The sequence below is a fragment of the Roseivirga misakiensis genome (genome assembly GCF_001747105.1).
GTDB classification, from domain to species: domain Bacteria; phylum Bacteroidota; class Bacteroidia; order Cytophagales; family Cyclobacteriaceae; genus Roseivirga; species Roseivirga misakiensis.
The window spans coordinates 81,846-97,827 of sequence record NZ_MDGQ01000005.1; the positions used below are offsets into that span (position 1 = coordinate 81,846).

The window sequence follows — 15,982 nt, forward strand, 5'->3', positions numbered from 1 at the left end:
CATTGAATAGAATACTAACCATACTAGGAGCCGGAGAAAGCGGTGTTGGTGCTGCCCTTTTGGGAAAGGCGCAGGGGTATGATGTGTTCGTTTCAGACTTCGGAATAATTGCCGAAGATTTCAAAAATGAGTTACGATCAGCAGGTATAGAATTCGAAGAAAATGGGCATAGTGAGGCCAGAATTCTAAAGAGCAATTTAGTGGTGAAAAGTCCGGGCATTCCTGATACGGCACCCATCGTTCAAGCCCTGAGAAATAGTGGCAACCTGATTATATCCGAGATCGAGTTTGCTGGAAAGTTTACCAAGGCCAAACTCATAGGAATCACAGGAACCAATGGCAAAACCACCACCACCATGCTGACCTACCATATTTTAAAAGGTGCAGGATATAATGTTGGGATGGCCGGAAATGTAGGAAAAAGCTTTGCAAGGCAAGTACTGACAGAAAACTACGATTGGTATGTCTTGGAGCTAAGCAGCTTTCAGTTAGACGATACTTACGAATTAAAATTAGAAATAGGAGTCCTATTGAATATCACGCCAGATCACTTGGATCGATACGATTACGACTTCAAAAAATATATCGCATCTAAGATGCGCATATTTCACCTTGTACACCTGGGATGTCATGCTGTCTATTGGCAAGATGACGCCCATATCGGGGAAGGCATTGCCAGCGCCACTAGTGGCCTGAATGTACGTCCCTTTTCGCTTAGTGGAGACGCCGCTGAGATAACACATATACAATTTGATAGGTTGTTTTATGTTCCCTTTGATTTTGAGATATCTGCCCCCAGAGCAGATATCTCAATCAAGGGACTACACAATGTTCAAAATGCCATGGCAGCGGGTAACGCGGCCCTATTGGCGGGAGTAAATAAAGAAGATCTACTCAAAGGATTAAAGACCTTTAAAAATGCCGAGCATCGACTAGAATTAGTCAAACGGCTAGAAGAGGTCGACTATATCAATGACTCCAAAGCAACCAATCTTGATTCTGTGAAATATGCCCTCGATGCATTCGATACACCGATTGTATGGATTGCAGGAGGAATAGATAAAGGAAATAATTATAGCCTAGTAGAGGCGATAGTCAGTGAAAAAGTAAAGGCTTTGATCTGTCTAGGAAAAGATAACACCAAGCTCGTCACCTCTTTCGAAAACATTGTGCCGACCGTTAAGTCGACCGATGATTTGATCAAAGCTATTCGATGGGCAAAGGAAATAGCAAAGCCGGGGGATACGGTGCTTCTCTCTCCAGCATGCTCAAGTTTCGACTTGTTTGACAATTATGAAGACCGAGGAAATAAGTTTAAAGAGGCAGTACTGAATCTATGATGGACAAGATAAAGGCGTGGACTGATAAGAATATTCAAGGGGATCCGGTGATATGGATCGTCGTGATATGTCTATCCGTGTTTGGGATCCTTGTGATCTACAGCGCTACTGGCTCATTGGCATACCGATCGGCCGGCGGAAATACCGAAAAGTACCTCATTAGGCACTCATTTATGGTAGTTCTAGCCCTTGGCGTCATGTGGTTGGCCCATAAAGTTGATTATCGATATTACTCTAAATTGACCCGTTACGCCCTCATCGCATCAGTACCATTATTACTCTACGCTTGGCTTTACGGTGCAAGTCACAATGATGCTTCGAGATGGATTGTCCTTCCTTTTGTAGGCATTCAATTCCAGCCTTCGGATTTAGCTAAATTGGCCCTAATAGCTGCTTTGGCAACAATGCTGGCTAAACGCCAACAAAACATAAAAGATTTCAAAGAATCATTGATACCAATGCTCGCATGGTGCGGAGGCATCTGCGGTCTAATTGCAATGACCAATATTTCTACCGCGGTTTTACTTTTCGCTACCTGTATGTTACTTCTTTTTATAGGGCGAGTACCGATGAAATATTTAGCCATGCTAGCCGTGGTCGGAGTCTTTGCAGGGCTCATCGCTATCAAAGTAGGTCAGCGTGGAACAACGGCTGAAAGTAGAATAAAGAGCTTTGTTCAAGGAACAGAAATCCCATATCAAGTAGAGCAATCCTATATCGCGATCGCTACGGGTGGGGTGATGGGCAAAGGCCCGGGAAATAGTGTGCAAAGAAACTTTTTGCCAGAAGCCTACGCAGATTTTGTCTACGCCATCATCATAGAAGAATATGGAATTGTGGGAGGAGCCATCGTGCTACTGCTTTACCTGGTATTGCTTTATAGAGGAATGCGGGTAGTAGCAAATAGCGACCGTGCTTTTGGAGGGCTATTATCGGCAGGGCTCAGTTTTGCCATTGTCATCCAAGCGCTGGTAAATATTGGAGTAGTTGTGGGTTTAGGCCCAGTTACAGGGCAAACCTTACCATTAATAAGTATGGGAGGTACCTCACTAATCTTTACAGGGTTGGCGCTAGGCATCATATTAAGTATTAGTAGAGGAGAAAGAGAAGATTTTTCTGCCATCAATGGCGAATCAAGAAATACGGCAAAGGCTATTTAGTGAAAGTAAGAAATACACCATATCGACTCATTATAAGCGGTGGAGGCACAGGAGGCCACGTGTATCCTGCCATAGCTATTGCCAATGCTTTTATGGCCAGATTCGAAGATGCTGAAATCCTCTTTGTTGGGGCTAAAGGGAAAATGGAAATGCAGAAAGTGCCTGAGGCTGGTTATCCAATTGAAGGACTCTGGATTAGTGGGTTACAAAGGAAATTGACACTTGATAACCTGTCATTTCCGCTCAAGCTGATCGATAGCATTTTAAAAAGCCGCAAAATTATAAAGCGTTTCAAGCCCGATGCCGTAGTTGGCGTGGGTGGTTACGCGTCGGGACCTTTGTTAAGAGTTGCTACTAAAAAGCGTATACCATCCGTAATTCAAGAGCAAAACTCATATGCTGGTCTGACGAATAAAGTACTAGCTGGCCGAGTGAGTAAAATATGTGTGGCTTACCCAGGGATGGAGAAATTCTTTCCAGCTAACAAAATAGTAATGACGGGTAACCCTGTCAGAAGCGATATCAGTAATCTGACGAATAAAAGAGCTACTGGACTAAAGCACTTTGGGCTAAGCGAAGACAAACCAGTTTTAATGATTTTGGGTGGTAGCCTTGGTGCTCGAACCCTCAACGATAGCATGGTTGACGGTATCGAAGCCTTAGTTGGAGCCAATGTTCAAGTGATTTGGCAATGCGGTAAGTTTTACTATAAAGAAATGAGCGCCAAACTTGAAGCATCAGCACATGGTGGTTTGATTCATCTATTCGAATTCTTAAAAGAAATGGATTTGGCTTATGCCGCAGCAGATGTGGTGATCAGTCGAGCAGGGGCGCTGTCGGTGTCAGAATTAAGCATAGCTGGAAAACCTACGCTTTTTGTGCCTTCACCAAATGTAGCGGAAGATCACCAGTCGAAAAATGCGAAGGCAATGGTCGACAATGAAGCGGCACTTTTAGTCAAAGATTCAGAGGCGAAGGAGAATTTGATCAAAAGGGCGATTGAACTGATCAACGATCAGGCGGAACAAGAAAAATTAGCAAAGAATATAAAGACAATGGCCCGACCGGCTGCTGCAGAAGAAATAGTAAACGAAATAGTCAATTTAATCGAGTGAATTTAGATAGCCTACATAGCGTCTATTTTATAGGAATCGGAGGGATCGGAATGAGTGCTTTAGCCCGTTGGTTTAAGCATAACGGCAAAGCCGTGTCTGGGTACGATCGGACCGAAACAGATTTGACTAGAAGTTTGCAGTCAGAAGGTATAGCAATTCATTTCCAAGACGACTTGGAGCATATTGCCGAGGCGGTGAAACTGTCAACCGAAGGTGTATTGGTGGTTTACACACCTGCTATTCCAAGTAATCATAAAGGCCTAAACTGGTTTAGAGCCAATCAATACCCACTAATGAAACGATCAGAGGTATTGGGCCTGATTACGCAAAACATGAAAAATGTTGCGGTAGCAGGAACCCACGGTAAAACCACTACCTCGTCTATGATTGTGCACTTGCTTAAAACAGCAGGGATTGATTGCACGGGATTCTTGGGTGGGATTTCAGCCAACTACAATACCAACATGATTCTGAATGATAGCGAAGATAGTATCGCCGTCATTGAAGCTGATGAGTTTGACAGATCATTCTTGACGCTTCACCCAGATATAGCAGTGGTAACAGCCACCGATGCAGATCACTTGGATATTTATGGTGATAAAGAAGCCTTAAAGGATTCATTCAGACAGTTTGTAGATCAGATTAATGATGGTGGGCATCTATTTGTAAAGCATGACCTGAAAGAGGACTTTACGCCGTCAGATAAGATTAGAAAAACAGGGTATGGATTGGCCCAAGGTGCCATTAAATCCACGAATCTAAGAATTGAGGATGCAGCCTTTGTATTTGACTATAGTGGATCACAAACAATTGAAGGAGTTCGACTCAATGTTCCCGGCTACCACAATGTTGAAAATATGCTGGCCGCCATGTCGGTATGTAGCCAGTTAGGTGCAGATGCAGAAAGTTTAAAGACCGGCGTAAGTACTTATAAGGGTGTAAAACGCCGATTTGAATTTATTCATAAGTCGGCTGATGTGGTTTACATCGATGACTATGCACACCATCCAGTAGAAATAGAAATGTTCTTGAAATCGGTGAGGGATTTGTTCCCAACGAAAAAAGTGACGGCAGTTTTTCAACCGCATCTTTTTACAAGAACAAGAGATTTTGCGGAAGGCTTTTCAGAAAGTCTATCGCTTGCCGATGAAGTAATACTATTGGACATATATCCGGCGAGAGAGCTGCCGATAGAAGGTGTTAGTTCAGCATTATTATTAAAAGATATTCGAACAGAGAAAAAAACAATAAGCACGAAAGAAAACCTCATAAGTCAAATCAACAATTGGAAGCCAGAAGTCCTTGTGACGATCGGTGCAGGTGATATTGACAAGTTAGTTGAACCTATTAAAAACTCTTTATTATGAAAACAAGAGAAACAATATTGAGGGTAGCGGGGATCATTGGAGGCAGTGTAATCATTTTTCTAATGATCAGTTTTGTAGAGAAACGAGAGTTGGGCTACAGGATCGAAGACATTGATGTAGAAATCGAAAATGCTTTTGAAAACTTCTTCATAGACGAAGCTGATGTGATGTCTTTGATCATGGAAAATGAAGGAGACTCGATTTTAGGAGACCAATACGGAAGAGTAAGCCTAAGGGCTATTGAAAGTAGAATTGAGTCGCACAGTTTTGTGAAAGATGCCGAGGTATTTAGAGACCTGAAAGGCCATTTAGTGGTAAAAGCACGGCAAAATAAGCCAGTGGCTAGGCTGATCAGTAACCGAGGGGAAAGCGCTTATTTAGGTGAAGACGGTGACGTTTTGCCAGTTTCTCCAAAATATACAGCACGTGTCCCTGTGATTACAGGCAAATACGTTTCGGATATGCTTGAACTCAGCAATGTGAATGAGCGGGAAGATGACGCCAACATATTTGCCATGGTTAACTTTATTAATGAAGATAAATTTTGGGCCAAGCAAGTCGGTCAAATCATCATAAATGCTAGCGACGATATAGTCATGTATCCGCAAGTCGGAAATCAAATGCTAGAGTTTGGAGATGCGAATAACATCGAGAGGAAATTCAAAAACTTGAAAATATTTTTCAAAGAAATAATGCCAACCAAAGGTTGGAACACCTATAAAAGGGTAAATGTAGCTTTCAAAGACCAGATCATCTGTGATACCAAATAATGCCATGCAAAACGATAAAATTGTAGTAGGATTAGACATCGGCACAACAAAAATTTGTGCTATAGTGGGTACTAAAAACGAGTATGGAAAACTCGAAGTACTCGGTATGGGTAAAGCCGTTTCAGACGGGGTTATCCGAGGAATTGTAACGAATATTGACAAAACGGTACTTGCCATTGAAAAGGCAATCGCTGAGGCCAGTGAGCAATCAGGGATTGAAATTAATGTGGTAAATGTGGGTATAGCCGGCCAGCATATCAAAAGCTCTGTGCATCACGGGAGTATTACGCGTGACAGAGTGGATGATGAAATAACTGTTGAGGATATCAACAGGCTCACCAACGACATTCATAAAATCGTAATGCCTCCAGGTTGCGAGATTATCCATGTAATGCCGCAAGACTACATTGTCGATTACGAAGATGGTATTAAAGATCCGGTAGGCATGTCGGGTGTTAAATTAGAGGCAGATTTCCACGTGATTACGGCCCAAACCAATGCCATAAGAAATATCAATAAATGTGTTAAACGCGCTGGACTTGAAATCGATGATCTCATTTTGGAACCACTGGCATCGAGTATGTCGGTGCTTTCAGATGAAGAGAAGGAAGCTGGTGTTTGTTTGGTAGACATTGGCGGCGGTACTACAGACGTTGCGATTTTCCACGACAGCATTATTAGGCATACCGCAGTAATACCTTTCGGTGGCAATATCATTACTACAGATATTAAGGAAGGGCTAAAAGTAATGCAAAACCAAGCCGAGCTATTGAAAACGAAGTTTGGTAAGGCTATCGCAGAGGAGGCAAATCCTAATGAAATAGTGTCCATTCCAGGGCTTAGAAATAGACCGCCAAAAGAAATCTCTATTCGAAACCTCGCACATATCGTGGAGGCAAGAATGGAAGAGATTATCGAGTTGGTGCATGCTGAAATTATCACATCAGGTTATGGAAGCAAACTCGCAGGAGGTATTGTCATTACAGGAGGTGGGTCTCAGTTGGCTTATATCAAGCAGTTATTCGAATACATGACAGGTATGGATGCCAGAATTGGTTATCCGAACGAGCATTTAGGGAAATCTAAAGTGGAAGCTATAAAGAGTCCGATGTATGCGACCACTGTAGGATTGGTGCTTTCAGGTTTCAGAGCAATTGACGAAAGAGAAAATAGATACATGGAAAGTAAACCGGGTGCAAACGGCAGAAGAGATGAAAAGGGCAATAAGAAAGGCTCTGAATTCTTTAGCAAGTTGATCGATCGTACCAAGGGTTTATTAATGGACGATTTTCACGATAAAAACGAATACTAAAAAAAATGGAAGCTTGGTTTCGGTATTCTGGAATCAAGCGTCAAACTAAAAAACAATAATCATGGCAGATTCTTACATGTTTGAACTTCCATCACACCATAAATCGATTATCAAAGTAATTGGTGTTGGTGGCGGCGGAAGCAACGCAGTAAACCACATGTTTAATCAAGGTATTAGAGATGTGGAATTCGTAGTGTGCAATACAGATGCACAAGCTTTAAAAAGTAGCCCCATTCCAAATAGGTTACAAATTGGAATTGGACTAACTGAAGGTCTCGGGGCAGGAGCAAATCCTGAAACTGGGAAGAACGCAGCAATTGAAAGCAAAGAGCAAATTCGAGAAATGCTTGGCGATGACACCAAGATGGTATTCATTACTGCCGGCATGGGTGGAGGTACGGGTACCGGAGCCGCGCCCGTAATTGCTAAGATTGCGAAAGATATGGACCTTTTAACTGTTGGTATTGTCACAGCACCATTCAGTTTTGAAGGAAAGAAAAAGACAAACGCGGCTAATGCAGGAATTGCCGAGTTGAAAGAAAATTGCGATACAGTACTAGTTATCTTAAATGACAAGCTGCGCGAAATTCATGGAAACTTGCCGATCAGTAGCGCCTTTGGTGAAGCTGATAATGTCTTAACCACTGCTGCTAAAGGAATAGCAGAAATTATTACAGTACCAGGTTATGTAAATGTCGATTTCATGGACGTTCAGACCGTTATGAAAGGTGCTGGAGCCGCAGTGATGGGATCTGCCATGGCAGAAGGTGAAGGAAGAGCACTACGTGCCGCAGAAATGGCCATTTCTTCTCCATTGCTTAATAGCAAGGACATTCACGGGGCAAAAAGAATATTATTATCCATTGTATCAGGCGAAGAGGCCGAACTACAAATGGATGAGCTGACAGAAATCACAGAATATATCCAAGAGAAAGCTGGTGATGATGCCGATGTCATCTTTGGTCATGGTATTGATCAAGAGCACGGTCAGAACATTAGCGTAACAGTAATTGCAACAGGTTTCGAGACTCCAGAGCTGGAAACAATTTCGGTAGAGAAGAAGAGGGTTATCGATCTAGAGAGTAATCTCGAGATTGAAACAAGAAGCGACGACTCTCTATCACCTAAACACAACTCGCAAGCACTCCTTTTTGACGATACAGAAGTTGCGAAAAGCGAGGAGGCTCAACCTGAGGCAAAAGAGGAAGAACAAGAAGAGGAAGATATGACTTCTGGATACTCGTTTCTCAGCCGATTGGCAGAAAAGTATGAGATAGAAGAGTATCCGCCTCAACAGCCGCAAGCTGCTCAAGACCCGGAAATCGAAAAGCGCAACCAATCTTTAGACAATGACTTTAGAGAGGAACGCAATAAGAATTTCTTGGAAATGAAGCGTATTAAGTTGCAAGAACAAGCTAGAATTCGGGAGGAAAGATTAAGAGGAACTAATCCTAACCAGATCGATAACCAAGACTTCAAAGAGAAGTTAGAAATTCCAGCTTATCAGAGAAAACAAGTAAGACTTACTGATAACCTTCCATCTTCAGAAAGAAGTGTATCTCGTTTCAACCTAAATGACGATGACGAGATTATGGGAGACAATAAGTTCTTACATGATAATGTAGATTAGTCTACACGCTCGAAAGAGCATTATAACGTGACGTAAACAAAAACAGCCTACTGCCATGGGCTGTTTTTTGTGATTTCTACCAAAGGGCTTTAACTCAGTCTTTGCTGAAGAAATTGAAGCCCACTAAAATTTAATGAACTTATCGATTTGATCGTTCAGCAATTGATTATACAGATCGTTGGTTATTTTTCCGTCTTGGAAGTTTCTTTCTATGCCCGCTAACTTTGGCTTGAGTGCCAACACGTGCATGCCCAAATAATTGAAAATATCTGTCAAGTGGGACATGGCGAAAACACCACCTTGAACGCCAGATGACACACCAACAATCGCTGCCTTCTTGTCTCGAACACCTTCGGGGTATTTTAACCCATCAATAAATGCTTTTAAAACTCCTGGGAAAGAACCGTTGTATTCCGGAACAATAAAGACAAGTTTATCAGCAGCTTGAACCGTTGTTCTCAAGCTATTAAAATCTTCATTGGAACCATTGTTCTCATAAAGAGCAGTATGTGTAAAGTCAGCAGGTAATGCTACTAAATCAACAATTTGGTTTTCCAAACCCTTGCTTGACAGTAAAGTCGAATAATAATCTGCAACCGCACGGCTAACTGAATTTTTGCGATTTGTACCTACAACTATGGTGATCATAAATTTATATTTTGCGCCAAAAATAATGGCATATTTTGAAATCGAAACCCCTTGGAACTATAAGTAAATTTCAAGTGTCTTTAAAACCTAATCTCTGAGAAATAGTTCAACACAAATCAAAAACTTTGCATATTTGATCTGCCGAAAAATTACCCTATGACATATTCTGAGAAAATTCACCAAACAACAGACTTTATAAAATCACAATTTGATTTTACCCCAGAATTCGGGATTATTCTGGGTACTGGACTGGGCGCCTTGGTCAACGATATCAAGATTCATCACGAGCTTGCCTACGAGGATATTCCTGGTTTCCCTGTGTCCACTGTCGAGAGTCACAAAGGGAGGTTGATTTTCGGTGAGTTGTCAGGTAAAAAAGTGGTAGCCATGCAAGGCCGCTTTCATTACTACGAAGGGTACGATATGAAAGCCGTCACCTTCCCAGTGCGCGTCTTGAAACTATTGGGTATTCGAAAATTATTCGTTTCTAACGCCGCGGGAGGTGTAAACCTAAACTTCAAAGTAGCCGATTTAATGATCATCGAAGATCATATTGACCTGACTAAAGAAAATCCACTAACAGGAGCAAATCTCGATGAATTTGGCGGTCGTTTTCCAGATATGAGCGAGCCTTATGAAAGAAAAATGATTGACCAAGGACTTGAAGTAGCAAAAACTAATAATATTCCCTGTCACGAAGGAGTGTATGTTGGTGTTAGCGGTCCAAATCTAGAAACAAGAGCAGAATATAGATACATCGGGCGTATTGGAGGCGATGCTGTCGGTATGTCTACCATTCCTGAGGTAATCGTGGCTCGCCACATGGATTTGCCGGTTTTTGCCATTTCCGCGATTACCGATTTATGTGACCCAGATAACTTGGAAAAAGCCGAAATCAGTAAAATTCTTGAGGCGGCATTTAAAGCGGAAAAAGGGATGACTTTAATTATTAAAGAGTTGATAGCTAAAAACTAGTTCATCTTTAAAAATTCTTTCTACGCTTTATCAGAAGCGATTTTTTCCCCTCGTAAGCATCCATAGAAGCGCTAATACTGTATTTAACGGATCTAATATCCGTTGAAATGTGAATGCCTTCTAGCCAATACTTCATTTTATTACCTTCTACCTCAGCTTCAAACCCACCATCCTTTAAATCAAAAGTGGTCCAAGTGCCATCTGCTTTCTTGAACTCAAGCTTCAGTGCATCAAAGAAGAAACTACCCGAGCCTACCACGAGACCACCGAAGTATATATTGACGTCATCAGAAGTAATATCGCCTTGGATGATATATTTATTCCATTCTTTTGCAGTGATCAGCCTATCGGCCATATTATCAAAAAAAGCTGGTGTCCCGTCAGCCTTTTCAACTCTCGCCCATAGTGCGGCGGCATCGTTTGCGTCTGGTTGGTCGCCATTAGCCTTAACCGCACCGGTTAATTTGAAACTAGTATAAGCTTCTGCTTCAATCGAAATTAATTGATAAAATGCTGCCCAATCATATGGAACTTCTTCTTGGGCGAGCATGGATTGGTTGAGTAAAAGAAGTATCGTAAGAGAAGCTAATAAAAGTCTTTTCATAATGCATTATATGTGTGTTATTTGAAGTCTGTCATTTGAGATGATAGACTACAGACCTCTCAACGTATTCTTAGGAAGAGGTGAGATAAAGAAACAGAGTAGCGTAATTTTAATAAAGATTTATGGAGTTAAGTGGTAAGCTGGCAATCGTAACAGGAGTAAGTAAAGGGATTGGTTTAGAAACCGTAAAAGTTTTATTAGACGCTGGTGTCGTAGTGGCAGGGTGGGGTAGGACTAACCCTGAAATAGACCATGAAAATTACCATTTTTTCGGTACCGATGTCGCCGATTGGGAGAATGTTCAAGGCTCCTTCCAAAGAACAAAGGAGAAGCTAGGTAAAGCCTCCATACTCATCAATAACGCTGGTTTTGGATACCAAGGATTGATCCATGAAATGCCTGTTGACCAGTGGAAAGAAATGTTCGATGTAAATGTTCACGGGCTGTTCTATTGTACTAAAATGGTAGTGCCAGATATGATCGAAATGGAAGAGGGCCACATCGTCAACATTGCTTCCATTGCGGGTACAAATGGTGTGGAAACCATGTCTGGTTATGTGGGGACAAAACATGCGGTGAGAGGTATTGGCCAGTCAATTTTCAAAGAACTGAGACAGCATGGCATTAAAGTGTCTACTATTTACCCAGGTTCCACGAATACCAATTTCTTCGATAGTATAGAATTTGCCAATGCCAATGAGAACATGATGCGGCCCGAAGACATTGCAATGACTATATTGCAAAGCCTTCAGACGCATCCAAACTATCATGTGGTAGATGTAGAAGTGAGGCCGCTAATGCCAAAAGGCAGACCCAATAAAAAATAAGTCAATACGTTAGTTCTTCGATGTCAATCAAAGTCAGTCAACTCACCAAAGTTTACGGAAATCAAAAAGCTGTCAATGAGATTTCTTTTGAAGTAAACAGAGGTGATATTTTGGGATTCTTAGGTCCAAATGGTGCTGGTAAATCCACTACTATGAAAATAGCGACTGGCTTTTTACCCCCTTCCGAAGGTGTTATAGAAATTGAAGGCCTAGATGTAACCAAAGAGCCGATCGACGCAAGGAAATGTATAGGCTATTTGCCTGAGCACAATCCACTTTATCTAGATATGTATGTGCACGAATACTTGTCTTTCATCGGAGAGCTTCATGGTTTGCGAGGTAGTCGGCTGAAAGAGCGTGTAAAAGAAATGATTGTGCTTTGCGGGTTGGTGGTGGAGCAAAATAAAAGAATATCTGCCTTGAGTAAAGGTTATCGGCAACGGGTAGGGCTTGCACAAGCTTTAATTCACGATCCAAGTGTGCTGATTTTGGACGAACCAACCACGGGTTTAGACCCTAATCAACTCGTTGAAATTCGGCATCTCATCAAAGAGATCAGTCAGAATAAAACCGTTATTCTGTCCACACATATCATGCAAGAGGTGAAGGCACTTTGTACGCGAGTGATAATTATCAATAAAGGAGAGATTGTAGCGGACGATACTGTTGAAAACTTGACGGGAGGACAGTATGTCTTAAGGATAGAATTTCAGGGTGCGATTTCAACAGAGGCACTTGAATCATTTGGTGCTGTTCGATCCCTGGGTGATGGATTATACGAGATCAACCACGATGGAAAGCAAGAGCTAAGACCGCAACTCTTTGAGCTGGCTAAAGCCAATGATTGGGTGATTTTAAGCATGCAGCAGCAGGAGAAAGATTTGGAACAAGTATTCAGAAACTTAACCCAAGAAACTTGATGTGGGCCATTTATAAGAAAGAAGTCAGGCAATTTCTGGATTCTCTTATTGCCTATGTTGTAATCGGAGTGTTCCTGACGAGTATAGGGCTTTTGACTTGGGTATTTCCTGATTCTAGTGTGCTTGTTTATGGCTATGCTGACTTAGAAACCCTTTTCATTTTAGGGCCTTTTGTTTTTATGTTTCTAATTCCTGCCATCACGATGCGAATGCTGGCCGAGGAAAATAAGACAGGAACCATAGAACTTTTGCTGACAAGACCTTTAAGTGATTTTCAGATCATAATGGGCAAGTTTTTAGCGGCATTTACCTTAGTTGCCTTCGCCATTTTGCCAACGCTTGTTTATTGCTATTCAATTTCAGCCTTGGGTAATCCTGTTGGCAACCTTGATGTGCCAGGAATTGCAGGCTCATATGTAGGCCTGATATTATTGGGGGGCGTCTTTGCAGCTATCGGTATATTATCATCATCATTGAGCGAAAATCAGATCATCGCCTTTATCATCGCAGTTTTCACCTGTTTCTTTCTTTACTCAGGGATTAGTTCCATGGCCGGGCTTTTCTCAGGAGAGTTGACACTCTATATAGAAGAACTCAGCCTGACACATCATTATGAGGCGATGAGTCGGGGCCTAATTGATACCCGAAATGTGGCGTATTTCATCAGTACCGCAGTACTTGCGCTACTTCTAGCACACTTAAAATTGGCTAGCCGATTTTTATCCTTTAAACCGAAACGAGTCAAGATTTGGCGGCAGTTTGCAATCAGTTTGGTGGTGGTTTTGGTGCTGAATATAGTGTCGGCCAACGCTTATCTAAGGCTTGACCTAACCGCTGATAAGCGTTTTACCTTGAAACCAGCGACTACCGAAATGTTAAACGCTTTAGATAAGCCTTTGACCATGGAGATTCTTTTGGCGGGTGACCTACCTCCAAAATACCAAAGGTTAAACAAAGCGCTTGTTCAAACCTTAAAAGAGTTTAATGAGAAAGCTGGAAGTAACATTAACTTCTTTCAAACGGATCCGAGTGAGGCCGCTAACGAACAAGAGCGACGCGAGAACTACGATTATTTGATGGAGCGACTTAGGCTTTCACCAACGCAAGCTATCTACAACGAAAATGGAAATCAGGTAAGGAGATATGTGTTTCCTTATGTGATTATGAATTATGATGGCCAGTCAGCGGCCGTAGAAATAGCTGGATCAGGAAAAGTTGGATTGACACCCGATGAAGTATTGAACCAAGCAGCCGAAAATCTAGAATTCAATCTTGCGGTTGGGATTCAACGGTTATCTAAATATGATAGAAAGAAGGTTGGTTTGATAACCGGCTACGGGGAATTAGATTCCTTAGATATAATCGGGTTTGGGGCTGAAATGGTCCAATATTTCGACTTAGAACCAATAGATATCAGATCGGTTGAAAGTATTCAAGGTTTTGATGCAATAGTTGTGTCTAAGCCGATGGAAAAATATCAGACAGATGATAAATTCAAGCTTGACCAATTTATCATGAACGGCGGAAAAGCCATCTTCCTGATTGATGGTTTAAGTGCCGAAATGAATCGAGCGGAAGGTGCCGGTACGATCGCTTTTCCGATTGATCATGGGCTGGACGATCTGCTTTTCAAATACGGCGTTCGGATCAATAAAAACTACGTACAGGATATCCAGAACTTCGGTCGTTTTCCTGTTTTTATCGATGATCAAGATAATCTCATTAACCTACCATGGCCTTTCTATGCTTCTATTAATGAGTTTGCAGAACATCCCGTTACAAAAAACTTAGACGCTGTTTATGCGAGAACTTTTGGTACCATTGATACGGTAAAAGCAGTGGGTATCCGGAAAACGCCTTTTATGTTTACCTCTGAAGCTACTCGCGTCATTGCTGCTGGTGGTAGAGTGGCTTTTGAAGACTATGCAAATCCCCCTGACCCTAGTCTATTTCAGCATGGCAAAGAAGCGGTGGCTTATTTACTAGAAGGTAAGTTCTCTTCGGTATTTAGAAACAGGGTGCTATCAAATGACAAAAAGGATGACTTTAAAGAGGAGAGTTTAGAGACCAAGATTATTGTAGCATCAGATGGAGACCTGATTAGGAACGAGCGAGACTTAAAGACCGGTGCTCCGATGGAATTAGGCATCAATCCGTTCGCCGATAGAGGCGAGAAAGTAATGTACGCCAATAAGGACTTTTTATTCAACGCACTGACTTATCTGACTGATGAGAATGGATTGATTACCGCGCGAGCCAAAGAGGTTACGCTCAGACCATTAAATAGATTAAAAGTTCAGGAAGAACGTGCCTACTGGCAAGTTCTGAATTTAGTGGGGCCACTACTGATTATTATCCTTTTTGGTGTGACCCGAGGGATATTACGCAAGCGCAAATACGGTGCTTTTAGTACTTCTGAACGCTAGTGTCAATTTCATCAGCCCAAGCAAGAATACCACCTTTCAAATTGTAAAGATTGTCAAAGCCATGATTGGTTTCTAGCCATTGGATCACATCACCACTTCTTTTGCCGCTTCGGCAGTGTACGATCACCTGCTTCTCTCTGTCAAATTTATCAACGTTTTGAGGAACAGAGTTCATGGGAATTAAAACGCCACCGATTTCTGCAATCTCAAATTCGTTAGGTTCTCTAACATCAATTAATTGAAAATCTGCACCAGAATTTCTTAGTTCGTTTAGCTCTTTTACGCTTACTTCTTTCATTGGGATTGTGTCTTGTTCTTGGAAACTAGTGATTCTGTGATTTGGTTCAGCTTTTTTACTTTCTCTCCAAAATTACTCTTTAAACTATCTCTGATCAGGCGCATATTTTGAAGCAAATCGTCAATTTCTTCGGGTAAAACATTGTTTAAAACCTCCTTTAATCGCTTGGCGACTGTCGGAGACTTTCCATTGGTCGAAATGGCGATTTTCAAATCCCCTTTATTGACAATGCTTCCCATGTAAAAATCACAGAGTTCGGGAGTATCGGCAACATTTACTAAAATGTCTCTGCGTTTTGCCTCCTTATAAATAGCATCGTTCGTTTCGTTATTTTCCGTTGCAGCGATCACAATCTGCATACCCGTTAGATCCTCATTAAAATAGCCTCTTTCAAAAAGCCTAACCGAACCATGCTGTGCGGCAAGTTTCTTTATCTCGTCTTTGATAGACTGACCAACTAGGGTGATTTTAGCCGATGGACTACTTTTCAATAAGAAAGTTAGCTTTTCTAAACCGACCTCACCACCACCGATAATCAACGTATCGAATTGGTGAACTTTTAGGAAAACGGGGTATAGTTCGTTAGCCAT

General features: G+C 41.8%; 15 protein-coding genes. 11 read left to right on the forward strand and 4 right to left on the reverse strand.

Features of this window, described 5'->3' with window-relative positions; translation table 11 throughout:
- Positions 1-2: 2 nt before the first annotated feature.
- The 7 genes from murD (at position 3) to ftsZ (ending at position 8,694) form a co-directional block, all read left to right on the forward strand.
- Complete coding sequence (gene murD, locus BFP71_RS07960) at positions 3-1,340, forward strand: UDP-N-acetylmuramoyl-L-alanine--D-glutamate ligase (RefSeq protein ID WP_069834968.1); 1,338 nt, start codon at positions 3-5, stop codon at positions 1,338-1,340.
- Complete coding sequence (locus BFP71_RS07965) at positions 1,340-2,500, forward strand: FtsW/RodA/SpoVE family cell cycle protein (protein ID WP_069836999.1); 1,161 nt, start codon at positions 1,340-1,342, stop codon at positions 2,498-2,500. Before murD ends, BFP71_RS07965 begins: the two co-directional genes overlap by 1 nt.
- Positions 2,500-3,615, forward strand: coding sequence for an undecaprenyldiphospho-muramoylpentapeptide beta-N-acetylglucosaminyltransferase (murG, locus tag BFP71_RS07970; protein ID WP_088124944.1), 1,116 nt, complete (start codon positions 2,500-2,502; stop codon positions 3,613-3,615). Before BFP71_RS07965 ends, murG begins: the two co-directional genes overlap by 1 nt.
- The gene (murC, locus tag BFP71_RS07975) at positions 3,612-4,982 is read left to right on the forward strand and encodes a UDP-N-acetylmuramate--L-alanine ligase (RefSeq protein WP_088124945.1); all 1,371 of its coding nucleotides are present in this window, start codon (positions 3,612-3,614) and stop codon (positions 4,980-4,982) included. Before murG ends, murC begins: the two co-directional genes overlap by 4 nt.
- On the forward strand, positions 4,979-5,752 hold the full coding sequence (locus BFP71_RS07980; protein ID WP_069834970.1) for a cell division protein FtsQ/DivIB: 774 nt from the start codon (positions 4,979-4,981) through the stop codon (positions 5,750-5,752). The genes murC and BFP71_RS07980 overlap by 4 nt, the downstream gene beginning before the upstream one ends.
- A gap of 4 nt (positions 5,753-5,756) precedes the next feature.
- The gene (ftsA, locus tag BFP71_RS07985) at positions 5,757-7,064 is read left to right on the forward strand and encodes a cell division protein FtsA (protein WP_069837001.1); all 1,308 of its coding nucleotides are present in this window, start codon (positions 5,757-5,759) and stop codon (positions 7,062-7,064) included.
- A gap of 61 nt (positions 7,065-7,125) precedes the next feature.
- Positions 7,126-8,694 carry a cell division protein FtsZ gene (gene ftsZ, locus BFP71_RS07990; RefSeq protein ID WP_069834971.1) on the forward strand — a complete coding sequence of 523 codons (1,569 nt, stop codon included), beginning with the start codon at positions 7,126-7,128 and terminating at the stop codon, positions 8,692-8,694.
- Positions 8,695-8,817: 123 nt separating this feature from the next.
- Here the strand turns inward: ftsZ and BFP71_RS07995 are convergent, their stop codons facing one another.
- Positions 8,818-9,342, reverse strand: coding sequence for an NADPH-dependent FMN reductase (locus tag BFP71_RS07995; RefSeq protein ID WP_069834972.1), 525 nt, complete (start codon positions 9,340-9,342; stop codon positions 8,818-8,820).
- A gap of 156 nt (positions 9,343-9,498) precedes the next feature.
- Between BFP71_RS07995 and BFP71_RS08000 the strand changes: the two genes are divergently transcribed.
- Complete coding sequence (locus BFP71_RS08000; protein ID WP_069834973.1) at positions 9,499-10,317, forward strand: purine-nucleoside phosphorylase; 819 nt, start codon at positions 9,499-9,501, stop codon at positions 10,315-10,317.
- Positions 10,318-10,324: 7 nt separating this feature from the next.
- Here BFP71_RS08000 and BFP71_RS08005 read toward each other — a convergent pair whose 3' ends face one another.
- Positions 10,325-10,921 (reverse strand): hypothetical protein, encoded by a 597-nt coding sequence (locus BFP71_RS08005; protein WP_141719711.1) that lies wholly within the window; start codon positions 10,919-10,921, stop codon positions 10,325-10,327.
- Between the two features lie 122 nt (positions 10,922-11,043).
- Between BFP71_RS08005 and BFP71_RS08010 the strand changes: the two genes are divergently transcribed.
- From BFP71_RS08010 to gldG, 3 genes are read left to right on the forward strand one after another with little or no spacing between them, the layout of a single operon-like run.
- Positions 11,044-11,748, forward strand: coding sequence for an SDR family oxidoreductase (locus BFP71_RS08010; RefSeq protein WP_069834975.1), 705 nt, complete (start codon positions 11,044-11,046; stop codon positions 11,746-11,748).
- 20 nt (positions 11,749-11,768) lie between these two features.
- Positions 11,769-12,668 carry a gliding motility-associated ABC transporter ATP-binding subunit GldA gene (gene gldA, locus BFP71_RS08015; RefSeq protein ID WP_069834976.1) on the forward strand — a complete coding sequence of 300 codons (900 nt, stop codon included), beginning with the start codon at positions 11,769-11,771 and terminating at the stop codon, positions 12,666-12,668.
- A complete protein-coding gene (gene gldG / locus BFP71_RS08020) occupies positions 12,593-15,094 on the forward strand; it encodes a gliding motility-associated ABC transporter substrate-binding protein GldG (RefSeq protein WP_141719712.1) in 2,502 nt (833 codons plus the stop codon). The genes gldA and gldG overlap by 76 nt, the downstream gene beginning before the upstream one ends.
- Here gldG and BFP71_RS08025 read toward each other — a convergent pair.
- Both BFP71_RS08025 and BFP71_RS08030 read right to left on the reverse strand, forming a co-directional pair.
- A complete protein-coding gene (locus BFP71_RS08025) occupies positions 15,075-15,392 on the reverse strand; it encodes a rhodanese-like domain-containing protein (protein WP_069834977.1) in 318 nt (105 codons plus the stop codon). The genes gldG and BFP71_RS08025 overlap by 20 nt on opposite strands.
- A complete protein-coding gene (locus BFP71_RS08030) occupies positions 15,389-15,982 on the reverse strand; it encodes a precorrin-2 dehydrogenase/sirohydrochlorin ferrochelatase family protein (RefSeq protein ID WP_069834978.1) in 594 nt (197 codons plus the stop codon). Before BFP71_RS08030 ends, BFP71_RS08025 begins: the two co-directional genes overlap by 4 nt.

What these genes read in the sequence shown, in the direction of transcription:
- BFP71_RS08010 (WP_069834975.1), top strand. Translation starts at nt 11,044, where the DNA reads ATGGAGTTAAGTGGTAAGCTGGCAATCGTAACAGGAGTAAGTAAAGGG.
- gldA (WP_069834976.1), top strand. Translation starts at nt 11,769, where the DNA reads ATGTCAATCAAAGTCAGTCAACTCACCAAAGTTTACGGAAATCAAAAA.
- BFP71_RS07995 (WP_069834972.1), bottom strand. Translation starts at nt 9,342, where the DNA reads ATGATCACCATAGTTGTAGGTACAAATCGCAAAAATTCAGTTAGCCGT.
- BFP71_RS07980 (WP_069834970.1), top strand. Translation starts at nt 4,979, where the DNA reads ATGAAAACAAGAGAAACAATATTGAGGGTAGCGGGGATCATTGGAGGC.
- BFP71_RS08030 (WP_069834978.1), bottom strand. Translation starts at nt 15,982, where the DNA reads ATGGCTAACGAACTATACCCCGTTTTCCTAAAAGTTCACCAATTCGAT.
- BFP71_RS08000 (WP_069834973.1), top strand. Translation starts at nt 9,499, where the DNA reads ATGACATATTCTGAGAAAATTCACCAAACAACAGACTTTATAAAATCA.
- BFP71_RS08025 (WP_069834977.1), bottom strand. Translation starts at nt 15,392, where the DNA reads ATGAAAGAAGTAAGCGTAAAAGAGCTAAACGAACTAAGAAATTCTGGT.
- BFP71_RS07965 (WP_069836999.1), top strand. Translation starts at nt 1,340, where the DNA reads ATGGACAAGATAAAGGCGTGGACTGATAAGAATATTCAAGGGGATCCG.
- ftsA (WP_069837001.1), top strand. Translation starts at nt 5,757, where the DNA reads ATGCAAAACGATAAAATTGTAGTAGGATTAGACATCGGCACAACAAAA.
- ftsZ (WP_069834971.1), top strand. Translation starts at nt 7,126, where the DNA reads ATGGCAGATTCTTACATGTTTGAACTTCCATCACACCATAAATCGATT.
- BFP71_RS08005 (WP_141719711.1), bottom strand. Translation starts at nt 10,921, where the DNA reads ATGAAAAGACTTTTATTAGCTTCTCTTACGATACTTCTTTTACTCAAC.